General features: G+C 62.9%; 15 protein-coding genes. 6 read left to right on the top strand and 9 right to left on the bottom strand.

Annotated features, from left to right (window positions below; translation table 11 throughout):
* Positions 1 to 35: 35 nt before the first annotated feature.
* From BJ997_RS17640 to BJ997_RS17670, 6 genes are all read right to left on the bottom strand, one after another.
* On the bottom strand, positions 36 to 203 hold the full coding sequence (locus tag BJ997_RS17640) for a hypothetical protein (RefSeq protein ID WP_160175889.1): 168 nt from the start codon (positions 201 to 203) through the stop codon (positions 36 to 38).
* 859 nt (positions 204 to 1,062) lie between these two features.
* Complete coding sequence (locus tag BJ997_RS17650; RefSeq protein ID WP_035837291.1) at positions 1,063 to 1,392, bottom strand: metal-sensitive transcriptional regulator; 330 nt, start codon at positions 1,390 to 1,392, stop codon at positions 1,063 to 1,065.
* Positions 1,393 to 1,403: 11 nt separating this feature from the next.
* On the bottom strand, positions 1,404 to 1,589 hold the full coding sequence (locus BJ997_RS17655) for a hypothetical protein (RefSeq protein ID WP_035837321.1): 186 nt from the start codon (positions 1,587 to 1,589) through the stop codon (positions 1,404 to 1,406).
* 287 nt (positions 1,590 to 1,876) lie between these two features.
* Positions 1,877 to 4,195 (bottom strand): heavy metal translocating P-type ATPase, encoded by a 2,319-nt coding sequence (locus tag BJ997_RS17660; RefSeq protein ID WP_035837292.1) that lies wholly within the window; start codon positions 4,193 to 4,195, stop codon positions 1,877 to 1,879.
* A gap of 64 nt (positions 4,196 to 4,259) precedes the next feature.
* Entirely contained in the window at positions 4,260 to 5,054 is a 795-nt protein-coding gene (locus BJ997_RS17665; RefSeq protein ID WP_236629032.1) for a DUF748 domain-containing protein, read from the bottom strand.
* Positions 5,055 to 5,185: 131 nt separating this feature from the next.
* Positions 5,186 to 5,398, bottom strand: coding sequence for a heavy-metal-associated domain-containing protein (locus BJ997_RS17670; RefSeq protein WP_035837294.1), 213 nt, complete (start codon positions 5,396 to 5,398; stop codon positions 5,186 to 5,188).
* A 147-nt stretch (positions 5,399 to 5,545) separates the two neighbouring features.
* On the opposite strand from BJ997_RS17670, the gene BJ997_RS17675 reads away from it, so the two are divergent.
* The 3 genes from BJ997_RS17675 (at position 5,546) to BJ997_RS17685 (ending at position 8,100) form a co-directional block, all read left to right on the top strand.
* Positions 5,546 to 6,985 carry an MFS transporter gene (locus BJ997_RS17675; protein WP_035837295.1) on the top strand — a complete coding sequence of 480 codons (1,440 nt, stop codon included), beginning with the start codon at positions 5,546 to 5,548 and terminating at the stop codon, positions 6,983 to 6,985.
* Between the two features lie 337 nt (positions 6,986 to 7,322).
* Positions 7,323 to 7,793: a hypothetical protein gene (locus BJ997_RS17680; protein ID WP_035837300.1), complete on the top strand. Its 471-nt coding sequence runs from the start codon at positions 7,323 to 7,325 to the stop codon at positions 7,791 to 7,793.
* A complete protein-coding gene (locus tag BJ997_RS17685) occupies positions 7,783 to 8,100 on the top strand; it encodes a transcriptional regulator (RefSeq protein WP_035837301.1) in 318 nt (105 codons plus the stop codon). The genes BJ997_RS17680 and BJ997_RS17685 overlap by 11 nt, the downstream gene beginning before the upstream one ends.
* A 239-nt stretch (positions 8,101 to 8,339) precedes the next feature.
* Here the strand turns inward: BJ997_RS17685 and BJ997_RS17690 are convergent, their stop codons facing one another.
* Positions 8,340 to 8,903 carry a tetratricopeptide repeat protein gene (locus BJ997_RS17690; RefSeq protein ID WP_236629033.1) on the bottom strand — a complete coding sequence of 188 codons (564 nt, stop codon included), beginning with the start codon at positions 8,901 to 8,903 and terminating at the stop codon, positions 8,340 to 8,342.
* A 98-nt stretch (positions 8,904 to 9,001) separates the two neighbouring features.
* Here BJ997_RS17690 and BJ997_RS17695 point away from each other — a divergent pair, with 98 nt between their 5' ends.
* Together BJ997_RS17695 and BJ997_RS17700 are read left to right on the top strand one after the other, a co-directional pair.
* The gene (locus BJ997_RS17695) at positions 9,002 to 9,541 is read left to right on the top strand and encodes a GNAT family N-acetyltransferase (protein WP_052542378.1); all 540 of its coding nucleotides are present in this window, start codon (positions 9,002 to 9,004) and stop codon (positions 9,539 to 9,541) included.
* A 123-nt stretch (positions 9,542 to 9,664) separates the two neighbouring features.
* The gene (locus BJ997_RS17700; RefSeq protein ID WP_152602239.1) at positions 9,665 to 9,910 is read left to right on the top strand and encodes a hypothetical protein; all 246 of its coding nucleotides are present in this window, start codon (positions 9,665 to 9,667) and stop codon (positions 9,908 to 9,910) included.
* A 94-nt stretch (positions 9,911 to 10,004) separates the two neighbouring features.
* Here the strand turns inward: BJ997_RS17700 and BJ997_RS17705 are convergent, their stop codons facing one another.
* Together BJ997_RS17705 and BJ997_RS17710 are read right to left on the bottom strand one after the other, a co-directional pair.
* Positions 10,005 to 10,760 carry a DNA alkylation repair protein gene (locus tag BJ997_RS17705; protein WP_035837302.1) on the bottom strand — a complete coding sequence of 252 codons (756 nt, stop codon included), beginning with the start codon at positions 10,758 to 10,760 and terminating at the stop codon, positions 10,005 to 10,007.
* A gap of 9 nt (positions 10,761 to 10,769) precedes the next feature.
* Positions 10,770 to 12,158: an APC family permease gene (locus BJ997_RS17710; protein ID WP_268871394.1), complete on the bottom strand. Its 1,389-nt coding sequence runs from the start codon at positions 12,156 to 12,158 to the stop codon at positions 10,770 to 10,772.
* Positions 12,159 to 12,411: 253 nt separating this feature from the next.
* Here BJ997_RS17710 and BJ997_RS17715 point away from each other — a divergent pair, with 253 nt between their 5' ends.
* Positions 12,412 to 13,812 (top strand): DUF6421 family protein, encoded by a 1,401-nt coding sequence (locus BJ997_RS17715; RefSeq protein ID WP_035837304.1) that lies wholly within the window; start codon positions 12,412 to 12,414, stop codon positions 13,810 to 13,812.
* Positions 13,813 to 13,818: the final 6 nt, after the last annotated feature.

Genomic DNA, 13,818 nt, shown 5'->3' on the forward strand with positions numbered 1-13,818 from the left:
AGCGGGAAACCCCCCCAGCGGGAGCCTCTCACGCGTTACGTGCGGGCGGGCCCGTGACCTTGCTCCGGTTCGCCAGCCGCAAGGATCGCGCTCTTGCGCCGTCCCCAGCGGACGAAAAGCCCGAGAGCCACCAGGATCCCCACCACGACGAGAATTTGGACGATCACCCAGAAGTTCCACCAAGAAAAAGCACCGAAGTCCATATCGACCACCCTCGATTCACGGACACCTGAGAGTCCTACTTAGCCCGAGCTTACGACCCGACGGCCGTTCAGGACAATGCCGCCGTCGAGTGGAGGGCCGGGAGCGAGGCTCCCGAGCGGCCCGAAAGACGGACGGCCAACGCGACAGATCTAGGGCCAGACCACCCGGCGGCTGATGGCGCCGATGCCGTGTCACTTAGGAACCTCCACGGGGTCACGGGCAGGACGCCCGGTGCGTCAGGTACCGTCGGTAGTGAGCGGTCGAGATGTCGTTGGGAGCAATGAGTGTCGGGGGAACCCTCGATGGAACAAGTTGGTGACCGCTGAGCGGCAGCCGGACCTTGAAAGACACGGATCTTGACCAAGTCCCAGAGCCAAGGCTGGGCTCGTTCGGTGTTCCGAAGGGGAACCCCCTGCGGGACAAAAGCAGCATCCCGGAATACCTTAGTTTTGTAAGACATCACTTTGTCTTCCCCGCTGCCGTCAGCCCGCCAAGGCCCGAGAACTGCTTGAGAAGCTCAGAGGCCATACAGCGGTCACTTACAAGGGCGTCCCCGCGCCGGTGCAGGTCGGCAAACGCTGGGTCATTGAGCGCACCAACTCTTGGAACAACCGAGGTGTCACACGGATACTCGCGATCTGCACCGAACGACGCATTGAGGTCTTTAACGCCCTGATCGCATTGGCCACACGCGTCATCGTCATTCGCCAGCGTCGTCGAGCCTTGGGCGGGGAGCGCGGTGCTGCCACCAAGCGGGCAGCCCCGTGCTCGAAGGCTGATCCATCACTCTGGCGCTCTATTACAGTACAAGCTCTTGCGTCCGTCTGCCCGCGACTTCGTGCATTTGGCTGGCAGCGGTCAAGAGCGGACGAGGCGGGCTATGGCGGCGGAGGCTTCCTTCATCTTGATTTCTGCCTGCTCGCCGCCGAGCTTGGCGGCGTCGACGACGCAGTGTTTGAGGTGGTCATCGAGGAGTCCGAGTGCGACGCCTTCCAGCGCCTTGGTGAGGGCCGAGATCTGGGTGAGGATGTCGATGCAGTATATTTCCTCGTCGACCATGCGTTGGATGCCGCGGGTCTGGCCTTCGATGCGTTTGAGACGGGCGAGGTATTGGCTTTTGTCACCGATGTAGCCGTGCGTGATGTGGCACGCCTCTGTGGTGGCCTCGGCGGGAGTGATTGTGCCCATGTCGTTGTCCTTTAGCGGTTGCCCTCGTAATCGCGGAAGAGTTCTGCGGATTCGGCGTCTGCCTTCACGACCTGGCTTCCCGTCATGACAGGGCACTCCGCGAGGTCGTCGCTACTGGCGCCGAGGAGCGTCTGGGCAGACGGAGGCATGGTGGTGGCCTTGTCGGTGGCGTCGGTGCTGCAACAGCTGTTGCTCATAGATGGGTTTCCTTTCGGTGGGACGGGGAAAGTTCGAATGGACTGAGGTGGATGTCGCTACAAGCATACCCCCATGGGGTATAAACTCAACAGGTCTGAAAAGACCCGCTGGCGGGAGTGCCATGCGGCACTGTTCGGGTGGGGCCGGCCGTCTCGGCGTCAAGCCTGACGGCTGTGCGCCCCGCCATGACCGGACACTCGGCGCGGTCCACCTGGCAGTCACGCGTGAACTGCGATGCGGGCGCGTGGTCTTGGCACACAATTGATCTCTCTATGGGCGGGGATGGTTAAACGCCCTGCAGTTGCTGCACGGGACTGTGCGGCGCTGAGGTGGACGCCGTGGTGTTCGCCTTGGATTTGAAGGACCGTAGGCGAAGGCTGTTGCTGACCACGAATACGCTGGAGAATGCCATGGCGGCTCCGGCGAGCATCGGGTTCAGTAGTCCGAACGCGGCCAGCGGAATAGCTGCGACGTTGTAGGCGAAGGCCCAGAACAGGTTTGTCTTGATGGTGCCCAGGGTCTTGCGAGACAGGCGGATGGCATCGGCGGCAGAGCGGAGGTCTCCGCGCACCAGTGTGATGTCCGCGGCTTCGATCGCGACGTCTGTTCCGGTTCCCATTGCCAGGCCCAGGTCGGCCTGTGCGAGGGCCGCGGCGTCGTTGACCCCGTCGCCGACCATGGCCACGACCTTCCCTTCGAACTGCAAGCGGGTGATGACGTCGACCTTGTCTTGGGGCATCACTTCGGCAATGACCTCGGTGATTCCTACCTCGGCCGCGACTTGCTCGGCGACCGCCCGGTTGTCTCCGGTTAGGAGCACCGGAGTGAGCCCGAGCGCTTTGAGCTGGGCGATCGCCTCGGCGCTGGTGGCTTTGACCGCGTCGGCGACGACCAGAACCGCGCGGGCCTCACCATCCCAAGCGACAGTGACTGCGGTCTTCCCTTGAGATTCCGCGGTGGCCTTTGCGAGGGCGAGTGTCCTGGGAAGGTGTACGGACCAGTCCGCGAGCAGGCTTTCGCGCCCAACGAGCACGGCATGGCCCTCCACGGCGCCCTGCACGCCTTTGCCTTCAACATTCGTAAACGATTCCGGCATTGGAAGTAATCCGATCTGCTGGGTTGCGCCCTTGGCGATGGCTTGGGCGATCGGGTGTTCGGAGGCGTCCTCCAGGGCGCCGGCCAGCCTCAGGACATCCTCGCGGGTGGTTCCGTCGGCGGTGAACACGTCAAGCAGCGTCATCTTGCCCGTAGTAACCGTTCCAGTCTTGTCGAGCACGATCGTGTCGACCTTGCGGGTGGACTCTAGTATTTCCGGGCCTTTGATCAGGATGCCTAGCTGGGCGCCCCGTCCGGTGCCGACCAGCAACGCGGTCGGCGTTGCGAGTCCGAGGGCGCAGGGGCAAGCAATGATGAGTACCGCGACGGCGGCCGTGAACGCGGCGCTGAGCGGGTAGCCGGCACCGATCCAGGCGCCGAGCACTCCGACGGCGATGGCGATGACGATCGGTACGACGATTCCGGAGACCTTGTCGGCAAGGCGCTGGACCTCGGCTTTGCCGGACTGGGCGTCTTCGACGAGCCGGGCCATCTGTGCGAGCTGGGTGTCCGACCCGACCCGGGTGGCGCGCACGACCAGACGGCCGCCGGCATTGACGGTTGCGCCGGTCACAGCGTCGCCCTCACCGACTTCGACTGGGATTGACTCGCCGGTGAGCATACTTGCGTCCACCGCCGAGGTGCCCGCGACTACCACTCCGTCCGTGGCGATCTTTTCACCCGGGCGGATGACGAACTCGTCACCCACCGTCAACTGCTCGACGGGGATTCGTGTTTCCACCCCATCCCGGAGGACCGCGACCTCCTTGGCCCCCATCCCGAGCAGGGCGCGCAGGGCGGCCCCCGCCTGACGCTTGGACCGCTTCTCGAAGTAGCGCCCAGCAAGGATGAACATGGTCACTCCGGCGGCGACCTCCAGATAGATGTTCCCGGCCCCGTCTGACGGGTTGATCGTGAACGAGAAACCGTGGGTCATTCCGGGCTGTCCGGCTGTGCCAAGGAACAGCGCGAAGAGTGACCACAGCAACGCGGCAGTCGTGCCGACCGAGACCAGCGTGTCCATCGTGGCCGCGCCGTGGCGCAGGTTGGTCCATGCGGCCTTGTGAAAGGGCCAGGCAGCCCACACGATCACGGGCGCGGCCAGAGTCAGGGACGCCCACTGCCAATAGTTGAACTGCAGTGCGGGGATCATGGCCATCATGATGACCGGCACGGACAGCACGATCGAAGCGATCAGCCTGTTCCGAAGCGATGTCAGCTCTGTGTCGGGCGGCTCCGCATCTTCGCTCGTCTGGTGGGCTGTTTTCGGCGTGGGGAGTGCCGCCGTGTAACCGGTCTTTTCGACCTCGGCGATTAGCGCCAATGGGTCCAGGCTGGCGGGGGCGGTGACCTTCGCCTTTTCGGTGGCGTAGTTGACGGTCGCGATCACGCCCTCGAGCTTGTTCAGCTTCTTCTCGATCCGCATGGCACAGGAGGCGCAGGTCATCCCCCCGATTTCTAGTTCGATGGTGTTGTCCAGCGTTTGCGGCTGGGTCGATGTCGTGGACATGGTTCCTCCTCGGTGGTGCGCTTCCTGATCACGGGATCGGCGAGGCGCGCGGTGTCTATGGTGGTCAGTGCCCGGAATGTTCAGCAGGCTCGCCCGGATCCGCGGACGTGGCGAGCCCGGTGGCGGTGAGGACGAATTGGGCCGTGTGGACCTGTCCGTCGACCTGGAAGTCCAGGTAGAGCAGGTAGCGTCCCGGGGTCGGGGCCTCGGTCATGAATGTCACGTCCGGGCCGGAAACAGCCCCGGGCCGGGGTTCTTCGCCCTCGGGGTGGACGTGCAGGTAAGCCAGGTCTCCTTCGCGCAGGGCGACAAGGTGGCCGTAGGAACCCAGGTACGGCTGCAGCGTCGTGACCGGTTCGCCTTCACGGGAAACCGAGACTGTGAGCATGGCCTGTTCGCTGGCGCTCAGCGTGCCGGTGAGGTCCACGTTGTAGCCATCGACCGTATCCACGGCCGAAATTGGCGCCGGCGTGGCGGGGGCGAATTCTCCGGCCGCCTGAACCGTTCTGGTCAGCGTGATGTTCTGTCCCGTTGCTGCTGGGACGATATCCGCGTAGACCCGATAGCTGCCAGCGGCGTTCCACTTCCAAGGCAGCGACCATACGCCAAGGGCGTCTAGGGCTGGATGTACGTGGCGGAACTGGGTCCCGTCCGTGCGCACCACGATCAGATGGAGTTTCTTGTCATGGGAAGGCTCGAAGTCGGTGACCGGCTTTCCTGTGGCGTCGGAGATCGTGAACGAGAGTGTTCCCTCCTGACCTGCCATCCTGGGGGACGAGATCTCCCCCAGGAGGAACCCGTCCTGCTCTATCGACAGGCCTTGCACGGATGCCGCTGGCCGTGTGTCGTTTCTGTCCATGACCTGTCCTTCCGTTGGCTGTGCCCAGACCGCCGCGGCTTGGGAAGGGACCACTGCGCCTGCGGTAGCAAATGAAGCGATATATAAGGCCGCCAGTCCCAATCCAAAGAGTCCGAGCTTTACGGGGACATTCACGGAACACGCACCGCCCGGTAGCCGGCTTCCACGACCGCTGCGAGGACGGCTGTATCGTCCAACTCCCCAGGGCCTGTTAAGACAAGCATTCCGGTCTTCGCACTCACGTCAATCGACTGGATGCCTGCTATCTGACTGACCTCTTCCCGGATCGAAGTCTCGCAATGACCGCAGGTCATCCCGGTCACCTGATATTCGCGCTTGGTCATAAAGCTCTCCTTTGCTGATTCGAAGTTATACCCCTAGGGGGTACCAATACTGACAACCATATACCCACTGGGGGTATTCCTGTTACGGTACCCCCGTAGGGTATCTATCAGAATCGCCGTGATCGGCACCATCGAAGGGAATCTGGAATGTCTCAATCAATATCGGGATCGGGGAACAAGAGGCTCGCGCTCTTTCTCATCGCGCTCGCGCAGTTCGTCGTGATCATGGACACCTCAATCGTGGGCGTGGCGTTGCCCCGAATGCAGGAGGAGCTCGGTTTCAGCCCTGAGAACCTCTCGTGGGTTTTCAACGCCTACGTCATCACCTTCGGTGGGCTCCTACTGCTCGGTGGGCGTCTTGCGGATGTCTTCGGCGCCCGGCGGATGTTCACCACTGGCTGGGTCGTACTGCTCGCTGGCTCCGCAGTAGCGGGGCTCGCCGGAAACGTCGCGTTCGAGTTGATCGGGCGCGGCGTGCAGGGAGCCGGTGCGGCACTCATAGCACCCGCGGCACTCACGCTGCTGATGAAGACGTTCGGGTCGAGCCCGAAGGAGCTCGGCGGCGCGCTGGCCCTCTACGGTGCGGCCGCTCCGGCCGGGGGAACGGCAGGCGTCTTCCTCGGCGGGGTCATCACCGAGTACCTGTCATGGCCATGGGTCTTCTTCATCAATATCCCGCTGGCCCTCGTGGTCTTCGCCCTCGTCGGCAGGGCGCTCTCGGCCGACGGACCGCGGATTCGCGGCTCCATCGACATCGCCGGTGCCCTATTAGTTACCGCTGGACTTGCCCTCGGTGTCTTCGCGATCGTCCGAGCACCCGAGGCTGGATGGGCCAGTCTTGAAACGTGGGCAACTCTCGCCGGAGCGATCGCCCTGCTGGGATTGTTTGTGCTCGTTCAGGCTCGGAGGAAGCAGCCGCTGATGCGGCTGTCGATCCTCCGGATCCCAAATTTGGCCGCGGCCAACCTCGCCCAGCTGTTGCTTGCGGCCGCGTGGATCCCTATGTGGTTCTTCTTGAATCTCTACCTGCAACAAGTTCTGGGCTACTCGGCGTTCCCCAGCGGTGCCGCGTTGCTACCGATGACCGCATTCATCATGATCACCATGATTGTGCTTGCACCGCGACTGACGGCGCGATTCGGGTCGAAAGCGATGACGGTGAGTGGTCTTATCGCGCTCGCAAGCGCCCTGATGTGGTTGTCCTTCGTCCGCGTGGATGGAAACTTCTGGGTGGATGTCCTCCCTGCCTCGCTTCTGGCCGCACTCGGAATGTCTCTGGCGTTCATCCCGACCCTCGGCACGGCCATCTCCAGCGCCCCGCCGGCGGAGGGCGGCCTCGCTTCCGGCCTCGTCAACACCAGCTACCAGGTCGGATCCGCACTCGGCCTTGCGGCGATGACAGCACTTGCAGCCGCCAACGGTGCGACGGAAAGTGGGAACCCGCCGGCGCTGACCGCTGGATTCTCTTCAGTATTCATCGGCGCAGCCGTGATTGCCCTCGCCGGCGCTCTGCTAGCTGCGATCACGCTTCATGCGCCCACGCGCGCGCCAGTGATCGAAAAAGAAACCATCGCCATTCGCGACTGAAAGCGGTCGGGTGCGGTCACAGTATCCGTGACCGCACCCGACAGACCGTTACCGTGTTCATTGCCTTGGATGGTGTGAATCGGTAGTGATCTTAACCCCGGGTGGTGGAAACCTCAGTGCAGGAGAGCCGACCCCAGTCCACCGCCGCGCAGAACGCGCGGCGTTGTCGACTGGAATCATTCCCTGATCCTAGGGCAGTCGCGGAAACTCATATCTAGCGGCAGATCCGAGGGGTCCGTTGAATAGAATTCGGGCAGTTCGCTCGTCACCATGAGGAAAACCCTGAGCGGGAAAATCTCACTTGCTCGCAAGGAAAGCAACCAATAGACTTGCCTCTATGGAAAACAACTTGTCATCCGGCCAATCTAGTCAGCAAAGTGACGCCGCGGTTCTCTTGGGTGACCTTGAGTCTGACCGCGCGGGCCTTGTCGAGCGCCTCAAGGAGCCGAAGTGGTTCGCCCCTGCATTCGGCGCGTTGGCAGCGATCTTCATCTCGACACCGGTGCTGCCAGAGACGTTCAACCGCGGGTTTGTACTGACATCGATCGTCATGACTGGCGGCTTGCTGGTTCTCGGCTATCAGCGGGTGACAGGCATCAAACTCCTCCGCTTCCGGGTACTCGAAGGTGTGCTGTTCGGAATCGCCATATTGACCACACTGTTCTTTTTCAGCGTCTCGCTCGGACTTGCCGCCAGCGGGCTCCCCTTGTGGATCATTGCCTCCACGATCGCCGGGTTCCTGGCCGCGACAGGTCTTGCCCTACTCGGTGCCTCGGCTATGCGGGAGCGTGTACGCGATGTCGTCTGAAGGCTCTTTCAACGAACTCGTTCATGAACCGATACGACTGCGCATCTGCGGTCTGCTGCGCGCCGTCGATGAACTCGACTTCGCCGTACTCAGAGACACCCTTGGCATCAGCGATGCCGCTCTCTCGAAGCACCTCAAGGTACTTGCGACGGCAGGTTTCGTGACTTCGAAAAAGATCGCCTCGGAGGCACGCGCCGACGCGCGACGACTGACATGGCTTCGACTCACGGACGTTGGCAGGGGTGTCTTCGACGACCACATCCGGGCGTTGAGGAAGATTGCGGCTGGCACCGACGCCTTCGCCTAACAGGGCCGCTTGGATCGTGCTGACCAAGGTCGCGTCCCACTGGTGCGCCGTTTAGCGAACACGGAACGCCTCCCAAAAGGGAACCAAAAGCCACATATATAGATGTGGCTGAAGAGTGGCGGTGTACTTTCGCCGCAGAATGGTGGCATCGCTGCCCGCAAGCCGGACAGCTACTGCGACAGATCTATGCTGATCTATGTATCTGCCCAATGCCCTGAGTCCGTGTCAGAGGGGAACGTTTACGGGACGAGTGGCGACACCCTTGGGGAAGAGCCCGTCACCGTGCTAGGGAGTTCGTCCGCATACCCTCGCAAGGATCTCTTGTAGCTCTCGAGCGTTGGCACGAGAGCGAGAAGCGCTGTCCGAAGGGCGTCTCCGTAGCGACCCTCGCCGGACAGCGCCAGCGCGAGAAACGCCTGCCGCGCAGGTTCATCAACACCTGACATCGGAGCAGCTTCAAGCATCGATACCGCTTCGGCTGATTCCCCCACATTTCGCAGCGTGCTCGCCAATTGGATGAAAACCCGCGTCGCGCGTTCCCCTTCGAGCCCCGTCTCGAGCGCAGCTCGATACAGCGGGATCGCTTCAGGCTCCAACCCCAGAGAATCGTAGACGCCACCCAGCTCGAACAAGGCTGCAGCATCGCCTGCAGGGCGTTCCGCAACGAGGGATCGCATCCTTGTAATCGCGTTCTGCGGATCTGACTCATCGAAATCATGCTCGTAGAAGTCGTCGATCCTCTGGTCCCAAGCCGCGTCAATCATAAGTTCAGCCTCGCACAGCATCAAAGAAATGGTGCTCAACTGCCATCACTCCTGCCGCCTGTTCGCCGTCCCCGTATAGGGAACCCTCTACGGGACGCACGCAGCGTGCCACGAACATGCTCGTACTATTGGTGCGTATGAATACAAAGTTCACGGTTCGCCCGGCGATACCAGCAGACGCCGCGGCCATGGCCTATATTCACGTCGCGACCTGGCAAGAGACGTATCGGGGTCTCATGACTGACGAAATGTTGGACGACCCGGAGTTCGTATTGACCAGACAACAGTTCTGGACGATCGGACTGTCGGATGAGAGATTCGCTCATCATCGAGTTGCCGTTGCCGAGATGGACGGCAAACTGATCGGGATTGCTCAGAGCGCCGAGCCCACGGATGCCGATGCCACCTGGAGCCAGCAGCTCAACATTTTGTACGTGCTTGCCTCCGCGCACGGAATCGGAGCGGGACGAAGCCTTCTTCAGGCTGTGATTTCTAACGACACCGCTGCCGCGCTATGGGTAGCAGACCCAAATCCTCGAGCCCAGGCTCTCTACCGCAAGCATGGTTTCCTTCCGGACGGAACTCTTAAGGAAGAATATGGAATCAGGGAGATTCGAATGGTTCGACGGGTACGGAGCACGTCACCAGAGTCCGAAATCGCAGCCACTCCCGCCTGAAAACTCATCGTCGGCTTGCCTCTCGCAACGAGTGTTGAACGAGGACAACATGCCAGGAGCTCACTCGACGCGGATTCCGTCGGCAGGGCCGTTGAAGCCGCCCACCGACGCAACGCACGCACAGTGATCGAAGCTGCTCTCTCGACAGCTTCCCCCGAAGATATGGACTTCTTTCAGGCCATGGCCACAGACGACGGTCCGTCGGCCACCGGCGATATCGGGCGGCGGCTGGGCGCCAAGACGAACCTTGTCGCCAATTACCGGGCACGGCTGCTGGCAGCCGGACTCATGGAAACGGCCGGGTACGGAATAGTCGACTTCGCCATGCCCGGCCCGCGACGGTATCTCAGGTCGAAGCACACGGCCTGACCGACGGAGTCCAGGAAAGCCCGTCAACTACCCGTAGGCGGCACAGGAACGAGCGGCCGAAATTCGGCGTTGAGTGGCCGTCGCGCCAGATCGGTTAGCGGCGGGCGCGGTAAGCGGCGCGCACCTCCGGGCTGAGGTGTTCCGTGGCGTAGCTGAGCGCCGTGCGGGGCATCTCGGCCGCATGCTCGTCGAGGAACGCGAGCAGCAAGGCGCGGTCGATGCGCTTGCCGACCTCGCGCAACATCCAGCCGACGGCCTTGTGCATGAGTGGTTCCCGGTCGTCGAGCAGCCGCGCGGCCAGCTCGAGCGACGTGCTCGCGTCGCCACGCATGATGAGTCCGAGGCTGCCGACCATGGCGACACGGCGCTGCCAGAGCACTTGGCTAACGGCGAGCTCGAGCATCACGTCGCGTGGCCGGTCGAACAGGTAGGTTCCCACGAGCGTGGGGGCGGAGCAGTCCACGAGGTCCCAGTTGTTCACCCGGCCCCGACGCACGGCGGCGAGGTAGTCTGTGGCCAGTCGAGTGCGGGCGGCAGCGTCGAAGCCGGCGGGCTTGCTCGCGCGCTCGAACTGGGCTACCAGGATGAGCAGCCCGGTGAGGCGCTGTTCATGCACCTCACTGTCGAGCAGCAGGTCTATCTCGCGCTGGGGCAGCGCCGCAAAGGTCTTGACCACCGTGCGCACCACCGGCATCTTGAGCCCGATGAACACGTCACCCTCGCCATATTGGCCGGGTCCGGTCTGAAAGAATCGCGCAACGCCCAGCGCGAGTTCGGGGTCGGCCAGTGTTGCGAGCGTGTCTTTCACAGCGGATGCCGTAAGCGGTGAGTTGAGCGCAGCATCCGTCATGAATGCACTCTAATGCGACCCCAGGCTCGCGAGCAGACGCTCCTCGGCGTCGGCGCCCGGAGCGATTCCGGCTGGGATGCGGAGGTAGAAGAACAGCCCTCCGACCCACCACAGACCGAACAGAACCCATGGCTCGAACGACAACGCGGCTGGCATGCCGGGCATGTACAGGCTCAGCAGGGCCAGGCAGAGGGCTGCCGCGAGAACGCCGATCACGATCCCGCCATTTCCCTTGCCGCCGACACGCAGCGGGCGGTCCATCTTCGGTTCGCGGCGGCGCAGCACCACGAAGGCGACGGCCACAAGAATGTAGGCCATCACGATGCTCGGCGCACCGGAGTCAACGAGCCAGCCGAGCATTTGCGTGCCGAAGAACGGGGCGATGAACGACAGTGAACCGATGAAAATGAGAGCGTTCGTGGGCGTGCGAAACGTCGGGTGCAGCACGCCGAACCAGGCCGGCAGCATGCCTGAGCGTGCCATCGAGAACATCAGGCGGGAGGCGCCGAGCAGCAGCGAGTTCCACGAGGTGAGGATTCCGGCGATGCCGCCGGCAATCAGCACCTTGGCCATCACGTCGCTGCCGAACAGGGCGCCCATGGCATCGGCGGTGGCGATATCTGCCTGGCCGATCTCGGCGGCGCTCATCGACGACGAGGTGGTCAGCACGATCATGACGTACCAGATGGTTGCGAGGATGACGGCAATGACCACGAGCTTGCCGATCTGGCGCGGCGCCACGTTGACCTCTTCCGCGGACTGCGGAATCACGTCGAAGCCCACGAACAGGAAGGGCACCACAACGAGCACAGCGAAGAAGCCGCCCATGCCGCCCGTGAAGAACGGCTCCATGTGCACGGTGGAACCACCGGTGAAGGAGCCGAACATGAGCATCGCGCCGATGATCAGCAGGAAGAGAACGACGAAGGTCTGCACGACCCCGGCCAGTTTCACTCCGCGAATGTTGATGCCGGTGATGACGACGGCCGCGAGGGCACCCACGAGGGCCCACGTGAGGTAGACCTGCTCGCCGGCAATCTGCCAGAGCGGGATCTGGCTCAGGTTAGGAAAGAGATACCCGGCGGTGCGCGGCAGGGCGACGGCCTCGAAGGCCGCGATGGTGACGTAGCCGCCGGTGATCGCCCAGGACCCCACGAACGACCAGCGCGGCCCCATCGCCCGTAGCAGAAAGTTGTGCTCTCCGCCCGCCTTCGGCATGGCCGCGGTGAGTTCCGCGTAGGTGAGGCCCACGATACCCATGATGACCCCGCCGGCGATCATGGCCGAGACGGCACCCATGGTGCCGGCATCGTTGATCCAGCCGCCGGTCAGCACCACCCAGCCGAAGCCGATCATGGCGCCGAAGCCGAGAGCGAGCGCGTCTCGGTTGCCGAGCACCTTCAGCAGTGACGTATCCGGTTTGTGGTGCGTGGCAGCGATGGTGTCCCCCGTTGTTTTTCTTTGACTCTGTCATATACCGGCGCCGATTCTCGGCGTGCACGGACATTCTGCGCGATGCGGCGGGGTCGCGACGCGCAATTGCTGCGAGAAATTGCAAGAAAACGCCGGTCTTCCCTCGATACGCTTAGGACTTGCGCATTTACTGCGCGCCCAGTCGCAACCGCGGCGATTCACAGGACGGGAGGTTCCCATGTCGATGTCAATGAAAGAAACAAGTGTTGTAGAAGCACTAGTCGGTGAGCCCGAGGTTCTCGAAGACGCCGCCGCACTCACCACGCACCCCGCCTGGCTTCGCCTCAAGGCCGCAGCCACCGCGCTGCAGGCCATGCAGGCCCAGGACGGCTCGGTAGCCGACGCCGCACTCCACGCGGATGCCGCGGCATCCGTTGCGCAGATCACTACCGCTGTCGAGGAACTCGCGCCGCAGTTCCCCACAGACGCCGGGTACCTCACGGCACTCGTCGCCGACTTCGACCGCTGGGTGAGCGAAAGCTTCGGCGTGCCGGATTTCTTCGACGCGCTCTTGCAGTTCCAGCCGCAGCAGAATCGCATCGACGGCCTCGCGCACCTCGTGGTCTTTCCGATGTACACGCAGAACGGCAGCACGAACCGGCTCGTGGAGGCGGTGCTGATCGAGGTGATCTGGCCGCGTTTCATCGCCGAGCTCGAGGAGGAGTACTCCAACAAGCTGTTCGTGCCGATTCGTTTTCTGGACTTCACGCCCGGGTACGACACCAACTCTGCGGTGCTGTTTCCCGAGACCGTGGCGATGCGCGAGATTCCCACGTTCACGTGGGGAGCGATCTTCGCCGACCGCGAGGCCGCGAGGTTCCGGCGAGTCGTGCGGGCGGCGTCAGAGATCACCCGTCTGGAGCTGCCGGCCGAGGCAGCGAGCCTGCTCGATGACCAGCATCTCACCGAGGAAACCTTCGTGATGTGGGACCTCATCCACGACCGCACGCATATGCGCGGCGACCTGCCGTTCGACCCGTTCATGATCAAGCAGCGCATGCCGTTCTTCCTATATTCGCTTGAGGAACTGCGTTGCGACCTGACCGCGTTCCGGGAGTCGGTCACGATCGAACGCGACGACAAGGCGAGCCCCGAGGCACGCAAGCACGCGAAACTCGTGCAGTACGCCGTGATCTTCGACCGTATCTTCAGGTTCTCGATCACCGGCAGCCGGGTGCGCAACTACGACGGTCTCGGCGGCCAGCTGCTGTTCGCCTGGATGCACCAGCACCACGTGCTGCACTGGACCGACACGCGCCTCACGTTTGACTGGGATGCGGTGCCCGACGTGGTCATCGCCCTCGGCAAGCAGATCGACGACCTGTACTGGGCGTCGATCGACCGGCCGAAGAAGGCACACTGGCTCGCCGCGTACGCCATGATCGCCGAGACCCTCACCCCGAACCCGGCCTCGGTCTGGGCGCAGGGGCTGTCGCGCGAGGTGCTCGCGGGCCCGCCCAAGGGCTACACCGACGAGGTTCTCGACGACGAATTCCCGCTGTCAATGTTCTTCGAGGCGCTTGACAAGAAAATGAAAACTGTCATCGCGTCAACGGCTGGCATCACGGCCAATGACTAGGTCTGA

It is taken from the genome of Cryobacterium roopkundense (assembly GCF_014200405.1).
Taxonomy (GTDB): Bacteria; Actinomycetota; Actinomycetes; order Actinomycetales; family Microbacteriaceae; genus Cryobacterium; species Cryobacterium roopkundense.

Coding starts and splice junctions, on each gene's coding strand:
- BJ997_RS17660 (WP_035837292.1), bottom strand. CDS start 4,195: ATGTCCACGACATCGACCCAGCCGCAAACGCTGGACAACACCATCGAA.
- BJ997_RS17675 (WP_035837295.1), top strand. CDS start 5,546: ATGTCTCAATCAATATCGGGATCGGGGAACAAGAGGCTCGCGCTCTTT.
- BJ997_RS17715 (WP_035837304.1), top strand. CDS start 12,412: ATGTCGATGTCAATGAAAGAAACAAGTGTTGTAGAAGCACTAGTCGGT.
- BJ997_RS17695 (WP_052542378.1), top strand. CDS start 9,002: ATGAATACAAAGTTCACGGTTCGCCCGGCGATACCAGCAGACGCCGCG.
- BJ997_RS17705 (WP_035837302.1), bottom strand. CDS start 10,760: ATGACGGATGCTGCGCTCAACTCACCGCTTACGGCATCCGCTGTGAAA.
- BJ997_RS17640 (WP_160175889.1), bottom strand. CDS start 203: ATGGACTTCGGTGCTTTTTCTTGGTGGAACTTCTGGGTGATCGTCCAA.
- BJ997_RS17665 (WP_236629032.1), bottom strand. CDS start 5,054: ATGGACAGAAACGACACACGGCCAGCGGCATCCGTGCAAGGCCTGTCG.
- BJ997_RS17670 (WP_035837294.1), bottom strand. CDS start 5,398: ATGACCAAGCGCGAATATCAGGTGACCGGGATGACCTGCGGTCATTGC.
- BJ997_RS17650 (WP_035837291.1), bottom strand. CDS start 1,392: ATGGGCACAATCACTCCCGCCGAGGCCACCACAGAGGCGTGCCACATC.
- BJ997_RS17685 (WP_035837301.1), top strand. CDS start 7,783: ATGTCGTCTGAAGGCTCTTTCAACGAACTCGTTCATGAACCGATACGA.
- BJ997_RS17655 (WP_035837321.1), bottom strand. CDS start 1,589: ATGAGCAACAGCTGTTGCAGCACCGACGCCACCGACAAGGCCACCACC.
- BJ997_RS17680 (WP_035837300.1), top strand. CDS start 7,323: ATGGAAAACAACTTGTCATCCGGCCAATCTAGTCAGCAAAGTGACGCC.